16 protein-coding genes are annotated in these 21,345 nt (G+C 70.5%); 15 read left to right on the top strand and 1 reads right to left on the bottom strand.

Features of this window, described 5'->3' with window-relative positions:
• Positions 1 to 5: 5 nt before the first annotated feature.
• The 8 genes from OK345_RS00250 to OK345_RS00215 all read left to right on the top strand — a co-directional run bounded on the left by OK345_RS00250 (position 6) and on the right by OK345_RS00215 (position 12,145).
• Entirely contained in the window at positions 6 to 362 is a 357-nt protein-coding gene (locus OK345_RS00250; protein WP_265125145.1) for a VOC family protein, read from the top strand.
• A gap of 41 nt (positions 363 to 403) precedes the next feature.
• Positions 404 to 1,177 carry a tRNA pseudouridine(38-40) synthase TruA gene (truA, locus tag OK345_RS00245; RefSeq protein ID WP_265125143.1) on the top strand — a complete coding sequence of 258 codons (774 nt, stop codon included), beginning with the start codon at positions 404 to 406 and terminating at the stop codon, positions 1,175 to 1,177.
• Positions 1,174 to 1,830, top strand: a complete 657-nt coding sequence (locus OK345_RS00240) for a phosphoribosylanthranilate isomerase (RefSeq protein ID WP_265125141.1) — start codon at positions 1,174 to 1,176, stop codon at positions 1,828 to 1,830. Before truA ends, OK345_RS00240 begins: the two co-directional genes overlap by 4 nt.
• A gap of 257 nt (positions 1,831 to 2,087) precedes the next feature.
• The gene (locus OK345_RS00235; protein ID WP_265125139.1) at positions 2,088 to 2,783 is read left to right on the top strand and encodes an OB-fold-containig protein; all 696 of its coding nucleotides are present in this window, start codon (positions 2,088 to 2,090) and stop codon (positions 2,781 to 2,783) included.
• Positions 2,780 to 4,783 carry a flotillin family protein gene (locus OK345_RS00230; RefSeq protein ID WP_265125137.1) on the top strand — a complete coding sequence of 668 codons (2,004 nt, stop codon included), beginning with the start codon at positions 2,780 to 2,782 and terminating at the stop codon, positions 4,781 to 4,783. The genes OK345_RS00235 and OK345_RS00230 overlap by 4 nt, the downstream gene beginning before the upstream one ends.
• Before the next feature lie 102 nt (positions 4,784 to 4,885).
• Positions 4,886 to 10,225: a DNA repair ATPase gene (locus OK345_RS00225; protein WP_265125135.1), complete on the top strand. Its 5,340-nt coding sequence runs from the start codon at positions 4,886 to 4,888 to the stop codon at positions 10,223 to 10,225.
• Positions 10,222 to 10,989 carry a hypothetical protein gene (locus OK345_RS00220; protein WP_265125132.1) on the top strand — a complete coding sequence of 256 codons (768 nt, stop codon included), beginning with the start codon at positions 10,222 to 10,224 and terminating at the stop codon, positions 10,987 to 10,989. The genes OK345_RS00225 and OK345_RS00220 overlap by 4 nt, the downstream gene beginning before the upstream one ends.
• A 61-nt stretch (positions 10,990 to 11,050) precedes the next feature.
• A complete protein-coding gene (locus OK345_RS00215) occupies positions 11,051 to 12,145 on the top strand; it encodes a toxic anion resistance protein (protein WP_265125131.1) in 1,095 nt (364 codons plus the stop codon).
• Between the two features lie 332 nt (positions 12,146 to 12,477).
• On the opposite strand, the gene OK345_RS00210 is transcribed toward OK345_RS00215, so the two are convergent.
• Entirely contained in the window at positions 12,478 to 13,368 is an 891-nt protein-coding gene (locus OK345_RS00210) for a LysR family transcriptional regulator (protein WP_265125130.1), read from the bottom strand.
• A gap of 96 nt (positions 13,369 to 13,464) precedes the next feature.
• On the opposite strand from OK345_RS00210, the gene trpB reads away from it, so the two are divergent.
• The 7 genes from trpB (at position 13,465) to OK345_RS00175 (ending at position 21,264) form a co-directional block, all read left to right on the top strand.
• Complete coding sequence (gene trpB, locus OK345_RS00205) at positions 13,465 to 14,679, top strand: tryptophan synthase subunit beta (protein ID WP_265125128.1); 1,215 nt, start codon at positions 13,465 to 13,467, stop codon at positions 14,677 to 14,679.
• A complete protein-coding gene (locus OK345_RS00200) occupies positions 14,676 to 15,344 on the top strand; it encodes a hypothetical protein (protein ID WP_265125126.1) in 669 nt (222 codons plus the stop codon). The genes trpB and OK345_RS00200 overlap by 4 nt, the downstream gene beginning before the upstream one ends.
• A complete protein-coding gene (trpA, locus tag OK345_RS00195; protein ID WP_265154736.1) occupies positions 15,344 to 16,156 on the top strand; it encodes a tryptophan synthase subunit alpha in 813 nt (270 codons plus the stop codon). Before OK345_RS00200 ends, trpA begins: the two co-directional genes overlap by 1 nt.
• 327 nt (positions 16,157 to 16,483) lie before the next feature.
• Positions 16,484 to 17,371 (top strand): acetyl-CoA carboxylase, carboxyltransferase subunit beta, encoded by an 888-nt coding sequence (gene accD, locus OK345_RS00190; RefSeq protein WP_265125124.1) that lies wholly within the window; start codon positions 16,484 to 16,486, stop codon positions 17,369 to 17,371.
• Positions 17,371 to 18,726 (top strand): phosphoglucosamine mutase, encoded by a 1,356-nt coding sequence (glmM, locus tag OK345_RS00185; RefSeq protein ID WP_265125122.1) that lies wholly within the window; start codon positions 17,371 to 17,373, stop codon positions 18,724 to 18,726. Before accD ends, glmM begins: the two co-directional genes overlap by 1 nt.
• Before the next feature lie 72 nt (positions 18,727 to 18,798).
• Positions 18,799 to 19,737 carry an isopenicillin N synthase family dioxygenase gene (locus tag OK345_RS00180; RefSeq protein ID WP_265125120.1) on the top strand — a complete coding sequence of 313 codons (939 nt, stop codon included), beginning with the start codon at positions 18,799 to 18,801 and terminating at the stop codon, positions 19,735 to 19,737.
• 189 nt (positions 19,738 to 19,926) lie between these two features.
• A complete protein-coding gene (locus OK345_RS00175) occupies positions 19,927 to 21,264 on the top strand; it encodes an NfeD family protein (RefSeq protein WP_265125118.1) in 1,338 nt (445 codons plus the stop codon).
• The last annotated feature ends 81 nt before the right edge of the window (positions 21,265 to 21,345 follow it).

Genomic DNA, 21,345 nt, shown 5'->3' with positions numbered 1-21,345 from the left:
CCGCGATGAACCGCGAACGCCGGATCGACTACGTGGAGTTCGCCTCGCGCGATCCGGCGGCCAGCCGCGCCTTCTTCGAACAGGTCTTCGGCTGGCGCTTCCAGGACTACGGCCCGGACTACACCGCCTTCGACGACGGCCGCCTGCAGGGCGGCTTCTTCCGCGGCGAACCGGCCGCAGCCCGGGGCGCGCCGCTGCTGGTGCTGTACGCCGGGGAACTGGAGCCGGTGCAGCGCGCCGTCGCCGGCCATGGCGGGCAGGTGGTGAAGCCGGCCTTCTCCTTTCCCGGCGGCAGCCGGTTCCACTTCGCCGAACCCGGCGGCAACGAGCTCGCCGTCTGGTCCGAGCGCGACGCCGGGTGAGCGGCCGCGGCCGTCGGCGCCAACGATTCCGAGGTTGAAGCATGCGTTACGCGCTGGGCGTGGAATACGACGGCAGCGATTTCAAGGGCTGGCAGCAGCTGGGCGAAAGCGGTTGCCCCAGCGTGCAGGCAACGCTGCAGCAGGCGCTGTCGTCGGTGGCCGATGCGCCGGTGACGGTGGTCTGCGCCGGCCGCACCGATGCCGGCGTGCACGGCGAATGCCAGGTGGTGCATTTCGACAGCGACGTCGTGCGCGAGCCGCGCGGCTGGGTGCTGGGCACCACCACGCGGCTGCCGCCCTCGGTCTGCGTGCGCTGGTGCGTGCCGGTGGCCGACGATTTCCATGCCCGGTTCTCGGCGCGCGCGCGCCGCTACCGCTACCGGCTGCTCAACCGCCAGGTGCGGCCGGCGCTGTACCGGCAGACCCTGAGCTGGGAACGGCGCGCGCTGGACGCCGGGGCCATGCACGAGGCGGCGCAGGCGCTGCTCGGCGAGAACGACTTCAGCGCCTTCCGCAGCGTGCAGTGCCAGGCGCTGCACGCGCGCCGCGAACTGCAGTCGATCTCGGTGCGCCGCCACGGCGAGCTGGTCGAGATCGAGGTGCAGGCCAATGCATTCCTTCATCACATGGTCCGCAATATCGTGGGTTCGCTGATCCTGGTGGGGGCCGGCGAGCAGCCGGTCGCGTGGATCGGCGAACTGCTGGCCGCACGCGATCGCACCCTGGCCGGGCCGACCGCGCCGCCGCAAGGACTGGTGTTCGTCGGCCCGCTGTATCCGGACGACTGGCAGCTGCCTGACGAGGTCACGCTATGACTCGAACGCTGTACCGCACGCGCATCAAGTTCTGCGGCATGACCCGCGCCGGCGACATCCGCCTGGCCGGCGAACTGGGGGTGGATGCGGTGGGCTTCATCTTCGCCAAGGGCAGCCCGCGGCGGGTGGCGCCGGCCGAGGCGCGGGCGATGCGCCAGGCCACCGCGCCGATGGTCGACGTGGTGGCGCTGTTCCGCAACAACCCCAAGGAAGAGGTGCGCGAAGTGCTGCGCACGGTGCGGCCGACCCTGCTGCAGTTCCATGGCGAGGAGGACGAGGCGTTCTGCCGCAGCTTCAACCTGCCGTACCTGAAGGCGGTGGCGATGGGCGGCAGGGACGAGGTGAATGCGCGCGGGCTGCAGATGGCGTATCCCAACGCCGCCGGCTTCCTGTTCGACAGCCATGCCCCGGGCGGTGGCGGCGGCACCGGCGTGGCGTTCGACTGGTCGCAGCTGCCGACCGGCCTGCACCGTCCGTTCCTGCTGGCCGGCGGCATCAAGCCGGAGAACGTGTTCGACGCCATCACCGCCACCTTGCCGTGGGGGGTGGACGTGTCCAGCGGCATCGAGTCCGAGCCGGGCATCAAGGACGGCTACAGGATGCGCAAGTTCGTCGAGGAAGTGCGCCGCGCCGACTGCCACGAGCTTTCCTGAACGACGATCCGGCCGAAGCGGCGGGCGATCCCGGGAGTGCCCGCGCATGAAATGGTCATGGCGGTGTGTCGACCGGGTCACGGCCGGGCGCGAAAGGGTTGTCGGGCGGCGGGCCGATTCCCTTATGATGGGGCAGGATTTTCAGGCGGGATGCAGCGGATCCGGCGGCCGCGGGCGCCGCGCCGCTTCCGGGGGAACTGCGACGGGCCATGGCCGCGCACGATGCGCCGGCGACGATGGTCACAGGGAAGGAGTGGATGGCGGAATTTCTGAATGTCGTGCTGACCTGGCCCACGTTGCCGTACAGCATCGTGCTGGCCTTCTCCGCGATCTACTGGATGCTGGCGGCGACCGGCATCGTCGATGACGGCGGCCTGAGCGACGGCGGTCTCGGCGACGGCGGCGATTTCGCCAGCGGCGAGCATGGCATGCACGGCATTTCCGGCATGTTCTCGCGGCTGGGCCTGGGCGGCGCGCCGGTGATGCTGGTGGTGGTGCTGCTGGCGTTTTTCGGCTGGACGGCCACCTATTTCGTGCACCTGTTCGTGCTGCAGCACCTGGCCGCGCCGCTGCGCTGGGCCGTCGGCGCTGCGGTGGCGGTGCTGGCGCTGGTGCCGGCGGTGCCGCTGTCGGCGTGGATACTGCGGCCGATCCGGCGGCTGCTGCTCAGGCTGCGGCCGGTGGCGCAGGAGTCGCTGCTCGGCAAGGTGGGCGTGATCGCCTCGCCGGAAGCCAGCGAGCGCGCCGGCCATGCCAACGTCGACGATGGCGGCGCCGGCCTGGTGCTGCAGGTGCGCGCGCAACCCGGCATGCGCCATTTGCGCGGCGAGCGCGTGGTGCTGGTCGATTACCTCAAGGAACACAACCATTACCTGGTGATCCGCGAACAGGATTACCGGGGCCTGCCGTTTTCAACTTCCCTCGTAGCGGGAGACAAGGAGATGCACCGATGAGTTTTGCGACGATGGCCCCCTTCCTGATCGGTATCGGCATCCTGCTGGTATTGCTGCTGGGCGTGGCCGGCCTGTTCAAGGCGTTCTACCGCAAGGTGGACCAGGGCGTTGCGCTGATCGTCAACGACATGAGCTCCACGCCCAAGGTGCATTTCACCGGCGCGCTGATCATCCCGGTGCTGTACCGCGCCGAGCTGATGCGCATCAGCCTGATCACCCTGCAGATCGACCGCCGCGGCAAGGAGGGGCTGATCTGCCGCGACAACATGCGCGCCGACATCGCGGTGGCGTTCTACCTGCGGGTCAACGAGACCCAGGCCGACGTGCTGCGGGTGGCCAAGGCGATCGGCGCCGACCGTGCTTCGGACAAGCACGCGGTGGACGAGCTGTTCAACGCCAAGTTCTCCGAGGCGCTGAAGACGGTGGGCAAGAAGTTCGACTTCACCGAGCTGTTCGAGAAGCGCCAGGAGTTCCGCGACGAAATCATCGCGGTGATCGGCAACGACCTCAACGGCTACGTGCTCGAGGACGTGGCGATCGACTACCTGGAGCAGACCCCGAAGCTGCTGCTCGATCCGCACAACATCCTCGACGCCGAGGGCATCCGCAAGATCACCGAGCTGACCGCGACCCAGAACGTGGTGACCAACGAGCTGGAGCAGAACGAGAAGCTGGCGATCACCAAGAAAAATGTGGAAGCGCGCGAGGCGCTGCTGGCGCTCGAACGCCAGCAGGCCGAGGCCGAGGCGCGGCAGAAGCGCGAGGTGGAGACCATCCGCGCGCGCGAGGAAGCCGAGACCATGAAGGTGCAGGAGGAGCAGCGCCAGCTGGCCGAGAACGCCCGCATCGAGGCGCAGCAGCTGATCGACATCCGCGAGCAGAATCGCCTGCGCGAGGTGGAAGTGGCCGAGCAGAACCGCCAGCGCGCGGTGGCCATCGAGGCCGAGCGCGTGGAGCGCGCGCGCGCGCTGGAGCAGGTCACCACCGACCGCGAGGTGCAGCTGCAGGGCGTGGAGCGCGACAAGGTAGTCGAGCAGGGCAAGATGGACGTGGCCAACATCACCCGCGAGCGCATCTCCATCGACAAGACCGTGGCGCAGGAAGAGGAGCGCATCAAGGAAGTGCGCGAGGTGTCCGAGGCCGACCGCCAGAAGCAGGTCACCATCCTCGAGGCCGAGGCCAAGGCCCAGGAGGCGCTGGTGCGCGAGGTCAAGGAAGCGCAGGCGCGCGAGACCGCGGCCAAGCACCGCGCAGTGGAGATCACCACCCTGGCGCAGGCCGAGTTCGAGGCCTCGGGCAAGCAGGCCGAGGCCAAGAAGCTGCTGGCCGAAGGCGTGCGCGCCGAGCGCGCGGCGCCCGGACTGGCCGAGGCCCAGGTCAAGGAAGCTGGCGCGCTGGCGATCGAGAAGGTGGGCGTGGCCGAGGCGCGGGTGATCGAGGCCAAGGCCGATGCCAACCTCAAGCAGGGCTCGGCCGAGGCGCAGGTGCTGGCGCAGACCCTGGGAGCCAAGGCCCAGGGCGAGGAAGCGATGGGCAAGGCCAAGGCGACGGCGGCCGAATCGATCGGCCTGGCCGAGGCGACCGTGGTGGAGAAGCGCCTGTTCGCCGAGGCCGAGGGCCTGACCCGCAAGTTCCAGGCGATCGACGCGCTCAGCGACAGCGCCCGCGGCCACGAGGAGTTCCGGATGATGCTCGACACCAGCCTGAAGCAGGCGCTGGCGTCGATCGATGCCGGCAAGGAAGTGTCCAAGGAGAACGCCGAGATGCTGGCGGTGGCGCTGGAGAAGGCCGACATCGACCTGGTGGGTGGCGACGGCGGCATGTTCGAAAACCTGGTCAAGGCGGTTTCGCTGGGCCGCTCGATCGAGGGCCTGGCCGACAAGAGCCCGATCCTGCAGGACCTGATGCAGCGCTACCTCGGCGTCGTCCGCCAGCCGGACGCCCGCCGGATCGCCGGCGACGGCGCCGCAGCGGCGGCGGTGCAGGCCGACCCGAGCTGAATCCAGCCAGTCGCGTGGCGGCCCAGGTCGCCACGCGCCCCCGCGTGATGGCCCACGCTGGCGTGGGCCTGTCTGTCCGCCAGCCGGCAGGAGCCGCCGACGATGTCCGAATCCGTATCCACTCCCGACGCCAACCAGGACGGCGCGTCCCAGGCGCAGGTCGACCAGGCCGTCGCCCAGGGCGGCGCCTACGAGGTCCTGCGCCGGCGCCTGGGCGAACAGGGCCAGCGCCTGCGCCAGGTGGTGGAGGCGCTCAACGCGCAACGCCTGGCCGAGTTCGGCGACAGCAGGCTGGAGGTGGTCGGCCGCTTCCGCATCCGTACCGGGAACAACTGCGTCGGCCGCGACATCGTGCAGATCGGCGCCGACCAGCTGCTGTTCGGCTACAACGTGTTCATCGGCCTGAAGACGCAGACCCGGATCGAGGACGTGTTCGGCCTGTACCGGCTGGTCAAGGGCGAGGACGGCTACGACGTCGCACCGGTGGATTTCAAGGGCACGTTCCTGTCCCAGCCCGGCTTCGTCCACGATTTCGGCGAGCTGTACGCCTATTACAAGCATGCGCGGCTGCTGCAGCTGATCGTGGCCGGCGGCAAGCTGCTGGCCGCGTTCCAGATCGGCGAGCGCAGCAGCGACGTGCGCGTGTTCCGCTGGGCCATCGACGCCGCCGGCGAGCTGACCTACCTCGACGCCCGCGGCGAGCGCGACATCGCGCTGCCGCCGCCGTTCGATTTCGAATGGACCCGCGCCACCCGCGAGATGATGGTCAGCGGCCGCCATCCGCACCTGAACATCCTCGACACGCTGTTCGTCGAGACCACCGGCGGCGACCTCACCGTCAAGGTCGAGAACAACACCGAGACCGGCCAGGGGATCTACAGCGAGCCGGTCGAGGACACCACCCAGTCGCTGGACGACGCCCAGTTCGACTTCGCCCGGGTCGGTTCGCTGATCCTGCTCAAGGTGCTGCCGTACCGGGAAAGCCAGTGGCGCGGGCTGATCTACAACACCCTCACCGGCAAGATCCTGCGCAACGACGCCATCGTCCAGGCCTGCGTGCAGCTGCCCGAGGACCACGGCATCATCTTTCCCGGCGGCTACTACCTGCAGAGCGGCGAGCACAAGGCGTTCGAGGCCGGCATGGACGGCATGCAGTTCAAGCGTTCCATCCGCTCGCCCAACGGCGAGGACGTGCTGTACATCTTCTACGAGCGCGAAGGCGGCAAGTCGGCGCTGTTCGTCTACAACACCATCCAGCGGGCGCTGCAGAACCCGATCTTCGGCCACGGCTACGCGCGGCTGCAGGACGGGCGCATGGTGCTGTTCCATGCCGAGGGCAGCGAGCCCACCCGCATCCATCCGATGCAGGTGTGGCAGACCCCGTTCAGCAGCGACGAGTTCGCCGCCAGCCGACCGCCGGGCAACACCTTCATGGGCCGCATCGGCAATGCCGAGCTGGTGCGCGGCATCTCCAACCTGCTGGGCCTGAGCCGCGCCATCGAGGGCGAGGACGTGTCGGTGCAGCGCTACCAGCGGCTGGTCGACGATGCCCGGCGCCTGTTCGACGCCCACCATTGGCTGGACGACGAGCACTGCGACGGCGCGGTGACGCTGCTGCACGGCATCACCGCCACCGGCGAGGCGGTGCTGGACGAATACGAGAAGGTGCAGTCGATCCGCCAGCAGTCCGACCGCGCGATGCAGGAGGCCACGCGTGCGCACAAGGCGCTGCTGGCGCGCCTGCAGCCGCAGAACTGGGCGACGGTGCAGGCGTTCGTCGAGGCGCTGAACGAGATCGGCGCCCAGCGCGGACACCTGCTCACCATCCGCGACTACCGCTACATCGACACCGATGCCATCGATGCGATGGGCGCGGCGCTGCAGCAGGCGCACGAACGGGTCGGCGTGGCCACCGGCGAGTTCCTCGGCAGCGAGGGCGCGCTGGCGCCGTTCAATGAGCGCCTGCAGGAACTGGACGCGGCCGCGCAGGCCGCCGCCACCGCGCGCGAACTGGCCGAGCAGCTGCAGGCGATGCAGGCGATGTCGGCCGACCTGGACATGCTGTCCGAGCTGATGGCCGGGCTGAAGGTGGACGACGCCAGCGCCCGCACCCGGGTGGTGGAGGCGGTGTCGGAGGTCTATGCGCGGCTGAACCAGGCGCGCGCGCGTGCCGACCAGCGCCGCAGGACGCTGGGCTCGGCCGAGGCGGTGGCCCAGTTCGCCGCGCAGTTCGCGCTGTTCGGGCAGGCCATCACCAGCGCGCTGGCGCTGGCCACCGATCCCGAACGCGCCGACGAGCAGCTGTCGCGGCTGATGGTGCAGCTGGAGGAACTGGAGAGCCAGTTCGGCGAGCACGAGCAGTTCCTGGGCGACATCCTCGGCAAGCGCGAGGAACTGGTCGAGGCGTTCGAGACCCACAAGCAGGCGCTGCTCGACGAGCGCCAGCGCAAGGCGCGCTCGGTGCTGGACGCGGCCAACCGCATCCTCGACGGCCTCGGCCGCCGCACCGAGCGCTTCACCAGCGCCGACGAGCTCAACGCGTTCTTCGCCGGCGACCCGCTGATCCTCAAGCTGCGCGAACTGGCCGAGCGCCTGCGCGGTTACCGCGACAGCGTCAAGGCCGACGACGTCGAGGCCCGGCTCAAGGGCGTGCGCGACCAGGCGGTGCGCGCGCTGCGCGACCGCAGCGACCTGTTCGAGGCCGGCGGCAACGTGATCCGGCTCGGCCCGCGCCACCGTTTCAGCGTCAACACCCAGCCACTGGACTTGACCATCCTGCCGCGCGGCGACGAACTGGCGCTGCACCTGACCGGTACCGACTACCTGGAGCCGATCCACGACGACGAACTGGCCGCGCTGCAGCCGTACTGGCAGGTGTCGCTGGATTCGGAATCGCCGCAGCTTTATCGCGGCGAATATCTGGCCGGCAGCCTGCTGCTGGCGGCCGAGCAGGGGCGCGATGGCCTGTCGCTCGACGCACTGCGCCAGCAGCTGGCCGACCCCGAGGCGCTGGCGCGCAGCGTGCGTGAGTTCGCCGCCCCGCGCTACCGCGAGGGCTACGAGCGCGGCATCCACGACCACGATGCAACGCTGATCCTGCGCGCGCTGCTGCCGCTGCACCAGAACGCCGGCGCGCTGATCCACGCCCCGCGCGCGCGGGCATTGGCGCTGCTGTTCTGGGCCGCGCACCAGCGCCGCGAGGACGTGGCGCAGTGGACCGCGCGTCAGGCCGGCGCCGAGGCGATCTTCCGCCTGTTCGGCTCGCGCGACGGGCTGGAGGCGCTGCGCGCGGAGATGGCCGAGGCGCTGGCCGCGTTCGCCGACGCATCCGGGTTGCCGGCGTCGCTGGCGCCGGCCGCCGCGGCCTACCTGGCGGCGGAACTGGCGCAGGGCGAACCGGTGTTCGGCTTCAGCCGTTACGCCCGCGAACTGGCCGATGGCCTGCGCCAGCGGCTGGAAGCGGCCGGGTTGCGCGAGGACTTCGACAAGCAACTGGAACGCCAGCGCGGCAAGACCGCCGCCGGCTGGGTGCTGGCCACGCAATGGCTGGACGGCCTGTGCCGCGATCCGGCGTTCGCGCCGCTGTGCAACTACGTGCCGGAAGCGGCGGCGATGCTGCTGACCACCCGCGAGCTGCGCAGCCGCGTCCACGACCTGGCATTGATGGCGACAGTAGAAGGGCTGCTGGGCGAGCACCCGCGCATCGCCGAGGGGCGCATGACCTTCCCGGTGGACGATTTCCTGGCCCGGCTGCAGCACCACAACGAGGTGTTCGTCGCCGGCTTCCATCGTTATCAAGCGGTGCGCCAGCGCATCGCCGCGCGCGAGCGCGACGCATTGCGGCTGTCCGAGTTCAAGGCGCGGCCGCTGTCCTCTTTCGTGCGCAACAAGCTGATCAACGACGTTTATCTGGGCGTGATCGGCGACAATCTGGCCAAGCAGATGGGCGCGGTCGGCGAGAACAAGCGCAGCGACCTGATGGGCCTGCTGATGATGATCTCGCCGCCGGGCTACGGCAAAACCACGCTGATGGAGTACGTCGCCAATCGCCTCGGGCTGGTCTTCATGAAGATCAACGGCCCGGCGCTGGGCCACGAGGTGCGCTCGCTGGATCCGGCGCAGGCGCCGGACGCGACCTCGCGGCAGGAGCTGGAAAAGCTCAACCTGGCGCTGGAGATGGGCAACAACACCATGCTGTATGTCGACGACATCCAGCACACCCACCCCGAGTTCCTGCAGAAGTTCATCTCCCTGTGCGACGGCACCCGCCGCATCGAGGGCGTGTGGAAGGGCCGCACCCGCACCTACGACATGCGCGGCAAGAAATTCTGCGTGGTGATGGCCGGCAACCCGTACACCGAGTCCGGCGAGGTGTTCAAGATCCCGGACATGCTGGCCAACCGCGCCGACATCTATAACCTCGGCGACGTGCTCGGCGGCATGGAGGACGCCTTCACCCTGAGCTACATCGAGAACAGCCTGACCTCCAACCCGGTGCTGGCGCCGCTGGCCACCCGCGACCTGGCCGACCTGTACCTGCTGGTCGAGCGTGCGCAGGGCAAGGACGTCTCCACCAACGCGCTCAGCCACGCCTACAGCGGCGCGGAAGTCAACGAGATCGTCGCCACCCTGCAACGCATGCTGCGCGTGCGCGACGTGGTGTATCGCGTCAACCAGCAATACATCGCCAGCGCCGCGCAGGACGACCGCTACCGCACCGAGCCGCCGTTCAGGCTGCAGGGCAGCTACCGCAACATGAACAAGCTGGCCGAGAAGATCTCGCCGGTGATGAACGAGGCCGAGCTGCAGCAGCTGATCTCCGACCACTACCAGGGCGAGGCGCAGTTGCTGACCACCGGCGCCGAGGAGAACCTGCTCAAGCTGGCCGAGCTGCGCGGCGTGCTGTCGGACGAGGAGGCCGCGCGCTGGGCGCAGATCAAGCGCGACTTCCTGCGCAACAAGGCCATGGGTGCCGACGACGCCGATGTCGGCGGGCGGGTGGTGGCGCAGCTGGCCGACATCGCCAGCGGCCTGCAGGAGCTGCGCAGCGAGCCGGCCGCCGCGCCGGTCGAGCCGCAGGTGCCGTGGCAGCGGCTGTTGGAACTGCTGCAGGAGCTGGCGGCCCGGCGCGAACCGCAGGCGGCCGCGCCGGCCCATCCGCTGGAAGGATTGCCCGAGTCGTTGCAGACGGTCCTGGAGCCGGTGCTGCAGGCGGTGCGCGAGTCGCAGGGGCACCAGGCCAAGGTCGGCGACGCGCTGATGGCGTTGACCGAACTGCTGCGCACCCGCGCCGCCAGCGCCGGCGAGGCGCGGCCGGCTGCAAAGGCTCGCCGCGCCCGCACCGCGCAGGAGCGGGCGCTGGACGAGGCGCTGGTCCGGCATTTCTACGGCGATTCGAGCGTGCCGCCCAGCCCGCTGCCCTCGGGCGACGACAAGGTGTGAACGGCGGCCGGGCCGACATCGCCGGCTGGCCGCAGCCGCCGGTCCCGCCGGTGGACCTGGCCGATGCGCTGGCGGTGGCCGGCTACGGCACCCCGGTGCTGGCAGTGGCACTGGCGCCGGCCATGCCGGACGATGGCGACGAAGCCGCCGCGGCCGCGCTGGTGGCGGAAATGGACAACATCCGCCTGGCGTTGCAGTCGCGCGACCCGCGCGCACTGCGCCGGGCCAGCGGCCTGTTCGGGCGCCTGCTCGGGCGCGACGTGGAGGCGCAGGCGCAGGCCGAGACGCTGCGTGCGCAGCTGGGCGTGCTGCTGGTGCGCAGCGACCGCCATGCCGACGCGCTGGAAGCGGCGGTGATGCGGCGCGCGGACGCCGCCACGCACGCCGAAGCCGGCGCCGCGGCGATCGAACGCTGGGCCGATGCCGCGGTGTTGCTGCTGCAGGACCCGGTGGTGGACGGGGCAGGGGCCGCGGACGGCTGGGCCACCGACACGCCGCAGGCGCGGCTGCGCCGGCGGCTCGACCATCTGCGCGGCGTCGCCGCGACCCGGCGCATGGATGCGGCGCAACTGCGGCTGCTGCACGCCCAGGGACTGGAACTGCTGGAGCGCTACCGCCGCATCCGCGACGTGCTGCTGCCGGCCTGGGAGCAGAACGCGCTGGCCGAGCGCGCCGCCCGCGAGCCGGCGCGCCTGGCCGCCTCGGCGCGCAGCCACGACCAGATCGTGGCCGAGGTCGCCGCGATGCAGGCTAGACTGCGCTGAACCGGACTTCCCATCGCTCTTCGTGCGCCCGGGCGCGCACCGTTTTCAGGAGATTTCGCAGATGACGCAGGAAAACACCCTGGTACCGGTCGCCACCGCGCCGGGTCTGGACGAGGCCGGACTCAAGGCGCTGGGGCTGACCGATGCGGACCGGCCGCGGATCGAGGAGATCGCGCGCACGCTGGAGGACATCAGCCCCGGCAACCTGCACGTGTTCGGCCGCGAGGCCGCCGGCAAGAGCGCCGCGTTCTCCAGCCAGCTGCTCGACCAGGTGCGCAACCGCGACCTCGGCGATTCCGGCGAGAAGCTCGGCGAGGTGGTGCGGATCGCGCGCTCGCTCAAGCTCGACGGCCTCAACGAGCGCTCGAAGGTGCCGGTGATCGGCGCCCTGATCGACCGCCTGCGCGTCTCCAAGGGCGAGCTGGTGCAGAAGTTCAGCGACACCAATCGCCAGATCGAACAGCTGATGGGCGACGTCGCCGCGCAGCAGGCGACCATGGGCCAGCGCGTGGGCGAATTCGACCGCATGCACGGGATGGTGCGCGAGGAACGCCAGAGCCTGGGCCTGCACATCGCCGCCGGCAAGCTGCGGCTGGCCGAGCTGGTGCGCCAGCACCAGGCGCTGCTCGGCGCCGAGGACCCGGAGACGCGCATCCGCCGCGGCGAGATCGACAACGCCATCCGCCTGCTCGACAAGCGCATCGGCGACCTGGTGGTGATGCAGCACGCGGCCGACCAGTCGCTGCCGATGATCCGGCTGATCCAGGCCAACGCGATCCAGCTGATCGAAAAGTTCAACGCGGTGCGCGACATCACCATCCCGTCGTGGAAGCGCCAGTTCGCGATCCAGCTCTCGCTCAACGAGCAGAAGAACGCGGTGGAGCTGTCCAACGCCATCGACGACGCCACCAACGAGCTGATGCGCCGCAATGCCGAGCTGATGCGGCAGACCTCGGTGGACACGGCCAAGGCCAACCAGCGCGCGGTGATCGACGTGGCCACCCTGCGCCACGTGCACGAGCAGTTGATCGCCACCGTCGAGGAGGTGCGCAACATCCACCGCGAGGGCATGCAGCAGCGCCAGCAGGCGGAAACCGAACTGGCGCGCCTGCGCGAGGACGTGCAGCAGCGGCTGGCGGCGCCGACCCAGGGCTGAGGACCGGCAGGAACGACCCCGGGGGCCCTTGTAGGAGCGACGTCAGTCGCGAGCTTCCGGCTCTTCGGCTGGCGAACACCACGCGCTTCGCGACTGGCGTCGCTCCTGCAGTGCTGCAGATGGCGTCCGGTCAAGGCCGCGCCACGTGCACGGGCAATCGATCGCCATCGCCGATGGAATGCGCAGCATCCACCGCGAGCGGCTGCGGGAACCATCGTGCAGGAGCGACGTCAGTCGCGATGCTTCCGGTTTCCCGGCTGGCAAGCATTACGCGCTTCGCGACTCACGTCGCTCCTACTGTCGTTCCTGCAAGGCGCTGGACAACGTCCGCTTCAAGCCAGCTGCCGCCGCAGCCAGCCGGCCAGCTCCGGCACGCGCGGATCGTTGCGGTCGCTGGTGGAGCACAGCGCCCAGCAGCCCTCGGTGTCGACGAAGCCCCACGGGGCGATCAGGCGGCCACTGGCCAGGTCGTCGGCGACCAATGGCTCGGGGGCGATGGCCACGCCGAGGCCGGCCACCGCAGCTTCGAGCAGGTAATACAGGTGCTCGAAGCCGGTGCCGTAACGCAGCGCCGTCGGGTCGAGCCCGTGTGCCCGCGCCCAGGCCGGCCACGCCTGCGGTCGCGAGGCGGTGTGCAGCAGCGCTTGCCGCAGCAGCGCCTGCGCTCCGCTGCCGGGCGGGGCCAGGGTCGCGGCCAGGGCAGGGGACAGCACCGGGCCGATCCGCTCCGGCGCCAGTGCATGCACTTCCCAGTCGGCCGGCCAGGGCGCCTGGCCGATCAGCAGCGCCGCATCCAGTCCTTCCAGCGACGGGCCGAATTCGCCCTCGTGGGCGGACAGGTGCAGGGTCAGTCCGGGCAGGTCGCGCTGCAGTGCCTGCAGGCGCGGGATCATCCAGCGCGCCAGCACGCTGCCGGGGCAGCCGAGCACCAGCGCATTCGGCCGCACCGGCCGGCGCAGTTCCGCCACCGCATCGCGCAGCAGGGCGAAGGCGGCGCCGGCGGCCTCGCGCAGTTGCCGGCCGGCGGCGGTGGGGCGGATGCCGCGGCCGTCGCGCTCGAACAAGGGCACGCCCAGCTCCTCTTCCAGCAAGCGCAGTTGCCGGCTGACCGCGCCGTGGGTCACGTGCAGTTCCGCCGCCGCAGCGCTGACACTGCGCAGCCGGGCGGCGGCCTCGAAAGCGCGCAGGGCATTGAGCGAGGGCAGCGGGCGGGCAGTCGGCATGTGATTTTTTCTCACATCAAAGGTCAGACTTTATCCATTTTTAAAGGGTTGTGTGTGCGATAAAGTGTCTGCCTGATTTGCCCAGGCAGAACCGCCATGTCCGCCCCGATTCCCGATTTCCACGCCTACCCCGACGCCGACGGCCATTTCGGCCGCTATGGCGGCAGTTTCGTCGCCGAGACCCTGATCGGGCCGCTGCGCGAGCTGGCCGATGCCTACGACGCGGCGCGCCGCGATCCGGCCTTCATCGCCGCCTACGACAAGGACCTGGCCCACTACGTCGGCCGCCCCAGCCCGATCTACCAGGCCGAGCGGCTCAGCCGCGAAGTGGGCGGGGCGCAGATCCTGCTCAAGCGCGAGGACCTGAACCACACCGGCGCGCACAAGATCAACAACACCATCGGCCAGGCGCTGCTGGCCAGCCGCATGGGCAAGACCCGGATCATCGCCGAGACCGGCGCCGGCCAGCATGGCGTGGCCAGCGCCACCGTGGCCGCGCGGCTGGGCCTGGAGTGCGTGGTCTACATGGGCGCCACCGACATCGAGCGGCAGAAGATCAACGTCTACCGGATGAAGCTGCTGGGCGCCACGGTGGTGCCGGTGACTTCCGGCTCGGCCACGCTCAAGGACGCGCTCAACGAGGCGATGCGCGACTGGGTGACGAATGTCCAGGACACCTTCTACATCATCGGCACCGTCGCCGGCCCGGACCCGTACCCGCGCATGGTGCGCGACTTCAACGCCATCGTCGGCCGCGAGGCGCGGGCGCAGATGCTGGCCGACTACGGCCGCCTGCCGGACGCGATCACCGCCTGCGTCGGCGGCGGCAGCAACGCCATCGGCCTGTTCCACGCCTTCCTCAACGACCGCGACGTGGCGATCTACGGCGCCGAGGCCGCCGGCGACGGCATCGCCAGCGGCCGCCATGCCGCGTCGATCTCGGCCGGCCGCCCGGGCGTGCTGCACGGCAACCGCACCTACGTGATCTGCGACGACGACGGCCAGATCATCGAGACCCACTCGGTCTCCGCCGGCCTGGACTATCCGGGCGTCGGCCCCGAGCATGCGTTCCTGGCCGATGCCGGCCGCGCGACCTACCTGGGCATCACCGACGACGAGGCGCTGGCCGCGTTCCACCTGCTGGCGCATACCGAAGGCATCCTCGCCGCGCTGGAATCCAGCCACGCGGTGGCGCAGGCGATCAAGCTGGCGCGCGGCCTGGCGAAGGACAAGCTGGTGCTGTGCAACCTGTCCGGTCGCGGCGACAAGGACGTGCACACCATCGCCGCGCGCGAGGGGATCGTGCTGTGAGCCGGCAACCCGGACCGGCCGTCGCCGCCATGCTCGCGCTGTCGCTGGCCGCCTGCGCGCCGGCGGAGCAGGAGGTCGCGGCGGTGCCGGCCGCCACCACGCCCGCGCCGGTGGCCCCTGAAGCTGCAGCGGTCGACGTCGATGCCGCCGATGCACCGCCCCCGCCGGAAGCGGCGGATGCCGCGCCGCCGGCCGTCGCCGAGACCCGCCTGGACCACGCCGGTCCGGTACTGGTCGGGCAGCGCTATGCCGACCTTGCCGCGCAGGGGCAGTGGCAGGCGGCCGGCCTGCTGGAAATACTCGAAGGCGGCGGTTGCGAGTACTACTCCGGCGGGCTGCTGCCCGAAGGCGTGTCGATGATGGTGCAGGACGACGTGGTGGTGCGCTTCGACCTGGACGTGGCGACGGAGGAGGACGGCGCCATCCGGCAGCCGGTGGGGCCGTTCGGCCTGACGGCGGGCATCAGCCGCGAGCAGGCGCTGGAACGCCTGCCCGCCGGGGCGGTGTTCTCCCCGCATGCCTATGTGCCGGAAACCGGTCACTACCTGACCTGGCAGGACCCGGGCTCGGATCTGGCGATCCGCGTCGAACTCGATGACGGGGTGGTGACGTCCGTGTACTGGGGCGCCAGCGACTCCGTCGAACTCATAGAAGGATGTGCCTGATGCCCGTGTCCCGGATCGACGAACGCTTCGCCGCGCTGCGCGCCAGCGGCCGCAAGGCGTTGATTCCCTTCATCACCGCCGGCGATCCGTCGCTGGAGGCGACCGTCCCGGTGATGCATGCGCTGGTCGCCGCCGGCGCCGACGTCATCGAGCTGGGCGTGCCGTTCTCCGACCCGATGGCCGACGGCCCGACCATCCAGCGCAGCTCCGAGCGCGCGCTGGCCCGCGGCGCCGGCCTGCGCTACGTGCTGGAGACGGTCAACGCCTTCCGCCGCGACGACGCGGCGACCCCGGTGGTGCTGATGGGGTACCTGAACCCGGTCGAGATCCACGGCACCGCGCGCTTCGCCGAGGAGGCGGTGGCCGCCGGCGTGGACGGCGTGCTGCTGGTGGACCTGCCGCCGGAAGAAGCCGCCGAGACGCGGGAGATCTTCACCGCCGCCGGACTGGGCCTGATCCTGCTGGCCTCGCCGACGACGACCGATGCCCGCGTCGGCAAGCTGTGCGCGATGGCGCAGGGCTACCTGTATTACGTGAGCTTCGCCGGCGTCACCGGCGCCTCCGAGCGGTTGGACAGCCAGGCGGCGGGCGCCCGCCTGCGGGCCTTGCGGCAACAGGCGCAGGTGCCGGTGGTGGCGGGGTTCGGCATCAAGGATGCGGCCAGCGCCGCGGCCATGGCCGCCGATGCCGAGGGCGTGGTGGTGGGCAGCGCGCTGGTGGCGGCCATGGCCGATGCCGGCGACGTCGCCGCCGCGGCGCAACGTGCCGGGGCGTTCCTGCAGCCGCTGCGGCGGGCGCTGGACGCGGACTGAGCCGCCTTCAGCCGCGGTCGCGTCGCGCCCGTGGCCTTCGCCGGCCGCGGTGGACCGTCCCGGCAGCGCTGCCTCGCGCGGCGGCAGGCCGTCGGAAGTGCCGGGCCGGCAGCCGGTCGCGGAGCCGGTGGGGCGGCCGTCGGCGCCGGTCGCACGATGGCGGGGCGGGACGCTGGGCGACGGGTCGCGAACGTGGCATTGCCGGACTTGCCTGGTTGCCGCCGGCGCGGGGCGCCTCTGTACGCTACCGTCGGTTTGCCGCCGCGCGCTAGACTGTCGCCCCTGTCGCGGCCGTCCTGGCCGCCTTGAACGGAACCGTCATCCCGCATGAGTTGGCTCAGCAAATTGATGCCGTCGGGCATCCGTACCGACAACACCCCCAGCAAGAAGCGCAGCGTTCCCGAAGGCCTGTGGGAGAAGTGCAGCAGCTGCGGCGCGGCGCTGTACCGTCCCGAGCTGGCGGAGAACCTGGAGGTGTGTCCCAAGTGCGGCCACCACATGGCCATCCGCGCCCGTGCCCGGCTGGCCTCGCTGTTCGACGCCGACAGCACCACCGAGATCGCCCCCCGCCTGGGGCCGACCGACGTGCTGAAGTTCAAGGACCAGAAGAAGTACAGCGAACGCATCAAGGCCACCCAGAAGAACACCGGCGAATACGACGCGCTGGTCGCCATGCGCGGCCTGCTCAAGGGCCGGCCGCTGGTGGCGTCCTCGTTCGATTTCGCCTACATGGGGGGGTCGATGGGCTCGGTGGTCGGCGAGCGTTTCGCGCTGGCGGCCGAGACCGCGCTGGAACTGGGCTGCCCCTTCGTCAACTTCTCCGCCAGTGGCGGCGCGCGCATGCAGGAAGGCCTGTTCTCGCTGATGCAGATGGCCAAGACCTCCGCGGCGCTGGGCCGGCTGCGCGCGGCCGGGCTGCCGTACATCTCGGTGCTGACCCATCCGACCACCGGCGGCGTGTCGGCCTCGTTCGCGATGCTGGGCGACATCAACATCGCCGAGCCGCAGGCGCTGATCGGCTTCGCCGGCCCGCGCGTGATCGAGCAGACCGTGCGCGAGAAACTGCCGGAAGGCTTCCAGCGCTCGGAGTTCCTGCTCGAGCACGGCGCCATCGACCAGATCTGCGACCGCCGCCAGATGCGCGAGCGGCTGGCCGACCTGTTGGCGATGATGATGCGCCAGGAGCGGCCTGCGGCCGACCAGGCGGCCGCCTGATGGCGGCCCGCAGGTACTTCGGCACCGACGGCATCCGCGGTCGGGTCGGCCAGGGCGCGATCTCCGCCGACTTCGTGCTGCGCCTGGGCAACGCGCTGGGCCGGGTGCTGGTCGAGAACACCGGGCGCCGGCCGACGGTGGTGATCGGCAAGGACACCCGCATCTCCGGCTACATGTTCGAGGCCGCGCTGGAGGCCGGGCTGGTCGCCGCCGGCGCCGACGTGCAGTTGCTCGGACCGATGCCGACCCCGGCGGTGGCGTTCCTCGCCCATACCCTGGGCGCCGACGCCGGCATCGTCATCAGCGCCTCGCACAATCCGCACTACGACAACGGCATCAAGTTCTTCTCGGCCGAGGGCGAGAAGCTCGACGATGCCACCGAGCTGGCGCTGGAGGCCGCGCTCGACACGCCGTTCGCCACGGTGGACTCGCAGAAGCTGGGCAAGGCGATGCGCGCCCGCGACGCGGTCGGCCGCTACATCGAGTTCTGCAAGGCCAGCGTGCCGCGCGACTTCTACCTGCGCGGCATGAAGGTGGTGCTGGACTGCGCCCACGGCGCCACCTACCACATCGCACCGCTGCTGTTCCGCGAACTGGGCGCCGAGGTGGTGGCCATCGGCGCCGAGCCGAACGGGCTGAACATCAACGACGGCGTGGGCTCGATGCACATCGACAGCCTGGCCGCCAAGGTGCGCGAGACCGGCGCCGATCTCGGCATCGCCTTCGACGGCGACGGCGACCGCGTGCTGATGGCCGACGACCAGGGCAACCCGGTCGACGGCGATGGCCTGCTGTACGTGCTGGCCCGGGCCTGGCAGGCCAGGGGCCGGTTGCGCGGGCCGGTGGTCGGTACGCTGATGACCAACTACGGACTGGAGCAGGCGTTGGCGCAGCTGCAGATCCCGTTCGTGCGCAGCAAGGTCGGCGACCGCTACGTGCACCAGGCGCTGGTCGAAGGCGGCGGCGTGCTCGGCGGCGAGGCCTCCGGGCACCTGCTGTGCCTGGACCGCGCCACCACCGGCGACGCCATCGTCAGCGCGCTGCAGGTGCTGGAAGCGCTCAAGGCCACCGGCCAGTCGCTGCGCCAGGCCCTGGCGGGTTTGTCGCAGGTGCCGCAGAAGACGATCAACGTGCGTCTGGAACAGGGCGCGCGCGCCGCGGTGGAAAGCGCCGCCGTGCAGCAGGCACTGGCGCAGGCGCAGGCGGCGGTGGCCGGGCGTGGCCGGGCGTTCCTGCGGCCTTCCGGTACCGAACCGGTGGTGCGGGTCACGGTGGAAGCCGACGACGCCGCGCTGATGCAGGCGACCCTGGAGCGCCTTGCCGACGCGGTACGGGCCGCCGCCGCGTCGGTTTGAGCTGGATCATGGCTGTACCCGGGGCGGTGGGCTGCAATGGCGCCACCGTTCCCATTCCCCTGGAGCAATGAGATGACTTCCCGTATTCCCACCCTCGACATCACCCGCTTCGACAGCGACCGCGAGGCCTTCGTGGCCGAGCTGGGCGCCGCCTACCGCGAATGGGGATTTGCCGGCATCCGCAACCACGGCATCCCGCAGGCCGAGATCGACGCGGCCTACGATGCGTTCAAGGCGTTCTTCGCGCTGCCCGACGAGGTCAAGCGCAAGTACCACGTGCCCGGTGGCGGCGGCGCGCGCGGCTACACCCCGTTCGGCGTGGAGACGGCCAAGGGTTCCAGGCACTTCGACCTGAAGGAGTTCTGGCACATCGGCCGCGAGATCCCGGACGATTCCAAGTACCGCGAGGTGATGCCGCCGAACCTGTGGCCGGAGGAGGTGCCCGGATTCAAGGCGCGCGGCTATGGCCTGTACCAGGCGCTGGACAACCTGGGGTCGCGGGTGCTGTCGGCGCTGGCGCTGCACATCGGCCTGCCGGAGGACTACTTCGCCGACAAGACCGACAACGGCAACTCGATCCTGCGCCCGATCCACTACCCGCCGATCACCGCCGACGACATTCCCAACGTGCGCGCCGGCGCCCATGGCGACATCAACTTCATCACCCTGCTGGTCGGTGCCAGCGCCGCGGGCCTGGAGGTGCAGTCCAAGCAGGGCGAGTGGGTGCCGTTCACCTCCGACGAGGACACCATCGTGGTCAACATCGGCGACATGCTGCAGCGCCTGACCAACCACGTGTACCCCTCGACCATCCACCGCGTGGTCAACCCCCCGGGCGAGCAGGCGCGCCAGCCGCGTTACTCGGTGCCGTTCTTCCTGCACCCGAACCCGGATTTCCTGATCGACGTGCTGCCGTCCTGCGTGAGCGGGGACAACCCCAGCCGCTACCCGCAGGCGATCACCGCCCACGGTTTCCTGGAAGAGCGCCTGAAGGAAATCAAGCTCAAGTAAGGCGAGCTTGATTTCCAGCCCTTGTAGGAGCGACGTCAGTCGCGATGGGGCTTTACCGATAGCCTGTCGCGACTGGCGTCGCTCCTACAGGGGGAAAACGGTGCCATTCGCCGCGTAACCCCTTGTATACATTGGCCGGAGCATACTCCGGCCATGTCGCGGTATTGGTTGCCAGTGCTGCTGTGCGGGATGCTCCTGGCTGCGGCCGGCGCCCAGGAACGGGAGGCTGCGGCCCCGCACGTGGCGCTGATCGAGATCGATGGCGCGATCGGGCCGGCCACCGCCGGGTATTTCGAGAAGGCCAGCCGCCGGGCGGTGGCCAATGGCGCCAGTGCCATCGTGCTGCGCATCGACACGCCGGGTGGGCTGGATGGCGCCACCCGCGACATCGTCCGCACCATCCTCAATTCGCCGCTGCCGGTGATCGGCTACGTGGCGCCGGACGGCGCGCGCGCGGCCAGCGCCGGCACCTACATCCTTTATGCCTGCCACGTGGCGGCGATGGCCCCGGCCACGCACCTGGGCGCGGCCACGCCGGTACCGCTGGGCGGGCGGCCGTTCGGCGGCGACGACCAGGAGCCGCGCGACGCCGCCGGCGACTGGGACCGGCAGGACGACGGCGCTGCGCAGCCGTCGCGCGGGCGCGGCGATGCCATGCAGAACAAGCACCTGGGCGATGCGGTGGCCTATATCCGCGGCCTGGCCGAGCGCCGCGGGCGCAATGCCGACTGGGCCGAGCGCGCGGTGCGCGAAGGCATCGGCGCCTCCGCGCGCGAGGCGCTGGAACTGAACGTGGTGGACCTGCTCAGCCGCGATGGCGCCGACCTGCTGCGACAGGTCGACGGCCGCACGGTGCAACTGGCCGATGGCGAATCCACCCTGGCCACCACCGGCCTGCCGCTGCAGCCCTATGCCCCGGATTGGCGGATGCGTTTCCTGGCGGTGCTGACCAATCCCGGGGTGGCCTATTTCCTGCTGCTGGCCGGCATCTACGGACTGCTGCTGGAAGGCTACAACCCGGGCGCGGTGCTGCCGGGCGTGACCGGCGCGATCTGCCTGCTGCTGGGGCTGTTCGCGTTCCAGCTGCTGCCGATCAACTACGTCGGCGTGGCGCTGATCCTGCTGGGCATCGCACTGATCGTCGCCGAGTCGATGCTGCCCAGCTTCGGCGTGCTCGGCTTCGGCGGCATCACCGCCTTCATCATCGGCTCGATCCTGTTGCTGGACATCGACGTGCCCGGCTACCAGACCCATCGCGGCGTCGTCGCCGGCGTGGCCACCGCCGCGGTGCTGGGCATGTCGGCCACGGTCTGGCTGCTGATGCGTTCGCGGCGCAGCCGGGTGGTCACCGGCGAGGCGGCCTTGTTGCGCGCGCAGCTGGTGGTCAGCGAGTTCGCCGACGGCCAGGGCTGGGCGCGGCTGAAGGGCGAACACTGGCGCATCCGCGCCGAGCAGCCGCTGGTCCGGGGCGACACCGTGCGGGTGCTGGCCATGGAGGGGCTGACGCTGCGGGTGGAGAAGACCTGAGGCGCGTCGCCGGCGCCGACCACGGCAGGGACGCGACCACGGCGAGGGAACCGCCTCCATCCCGGTCGTGCCTGCCTGCGC

The organism is Xanthomonas chitinilytica (assembly GCF_026107455.2).
Classification (GTDB): Bacteria; Pseudomonadota; Gammaproteobacteria; order Xanthomonadales; family Xanthomonadaceae; genus Stenotrophomonas; species Stenotrophomonas chitinilytica.
Note: the sequence above shows the minus strand (reverse complement) of the source record. Positions and strands in the feature narration are given on the sequence as shown.

What these genes read in the sequence shown, in the direction of transcription:
- glmM (WP_265125122.1), top strand. Translation starts at nt 17,371, where the DNA reads ATGGCGGCCCGCAGGTACTTCGGCACCGACGGCATCCGCGGTCGGGTC.
- OK345_RS00250 (WP_265125145.1), top strand. Translation starts at nt 6, where the DNA reads ATGAACCGCGAACGCCGGATCGACTACGTGGAGTTCGCCTCGCGCGAT.
- OK345_RS00240 (WP_265125141.1), top strand. Translation starts at nt 1,174, where the DNA reads ATGACTCGAACGCTGTACCGCACGCGCATCAAGTTCTGCGGCATGACC.
- OK345_RS00175 (WP_265125118.1), top strand. Translation starts at nt 19,927, where the DNA reads ATGCTCCTGGCTGCGGCCGGCGCCCAGGAACGGGAGGCTGCGGCCCCG.
- OK345_RS00235 (WP_265125139.1), top strand. Translation starts at nt 2,088, where the DNA reads ATGGCGGAATTTCTGAATGTCGTGCTGACCTGGCCCACGTTGCCGTAC.
- OK345_RS00215 (WP_265125131.1), top strand. Translation starts at nt 11,051, where the DNA reads ATGACGCAGGAAAACACCCTGGTACCGGTCGCCACCGCGCCGGGTCTG.
- truA (WP_265125143.1), top strand. Translation starts at nt 404, where the DNA reads ATGCGTTACGCGCTGGGCGTGGAATACGACGGCAGCGATTTCAAGGGC.
- trpB (WP_265125128.1), top strand. Translation starts at nt 13,465, where the DNA reads ATGTCCGCCCCGATTCCCGATTTCCACGCCTACCCCGACGCCGACGGC.
- OK345_RS00180 (WP_265125120.1), top strand. Translation starts at nt 18,799, where the DNA reads ATGACTTCCCGTATTCCCACCCTCGACATCACCCGCTTCGACAGCGAC.
- OK345_RS00210 (WP_265125130.1), bottom strand. Translation starts at nt 13,368, where the DNA reads ATGCCGACTGCCCGCCCGCTGCCCTCGCTCAATGCCCTGCGCGCTTTC.
- trpA (WP_265154736.1), top strand. Translation starts at nt 15,344, where the DNA reads ATGCCCGTGTCCCGGATCGACGAACGCTTCGCCGCGCTGCGCGCCAGC.
- OK345_RS00225 (WP_265125135.1), top strand. Translation starts at nt 4,886, where the DNA reads ATGTCCGAATCCGTATCCACTCCCGACGCCAACCAGGACGGCGCGTCC.
- accD (WP_265125124.1), top strand. Translation starts at nt 16,484, where the DNA reads ATGAGTTGGCTCAGCAAATTGATGCCGTCGGGCATCCGTACCGACAAC.
- OK345_RS00230 (WP_265125137.1), top strand. Translation starts at nt 2,780, where the DNA reads ATGAGTTTTGCGACGATGGCCCCCTTCCTGATCGGTATCGGCATCCTG.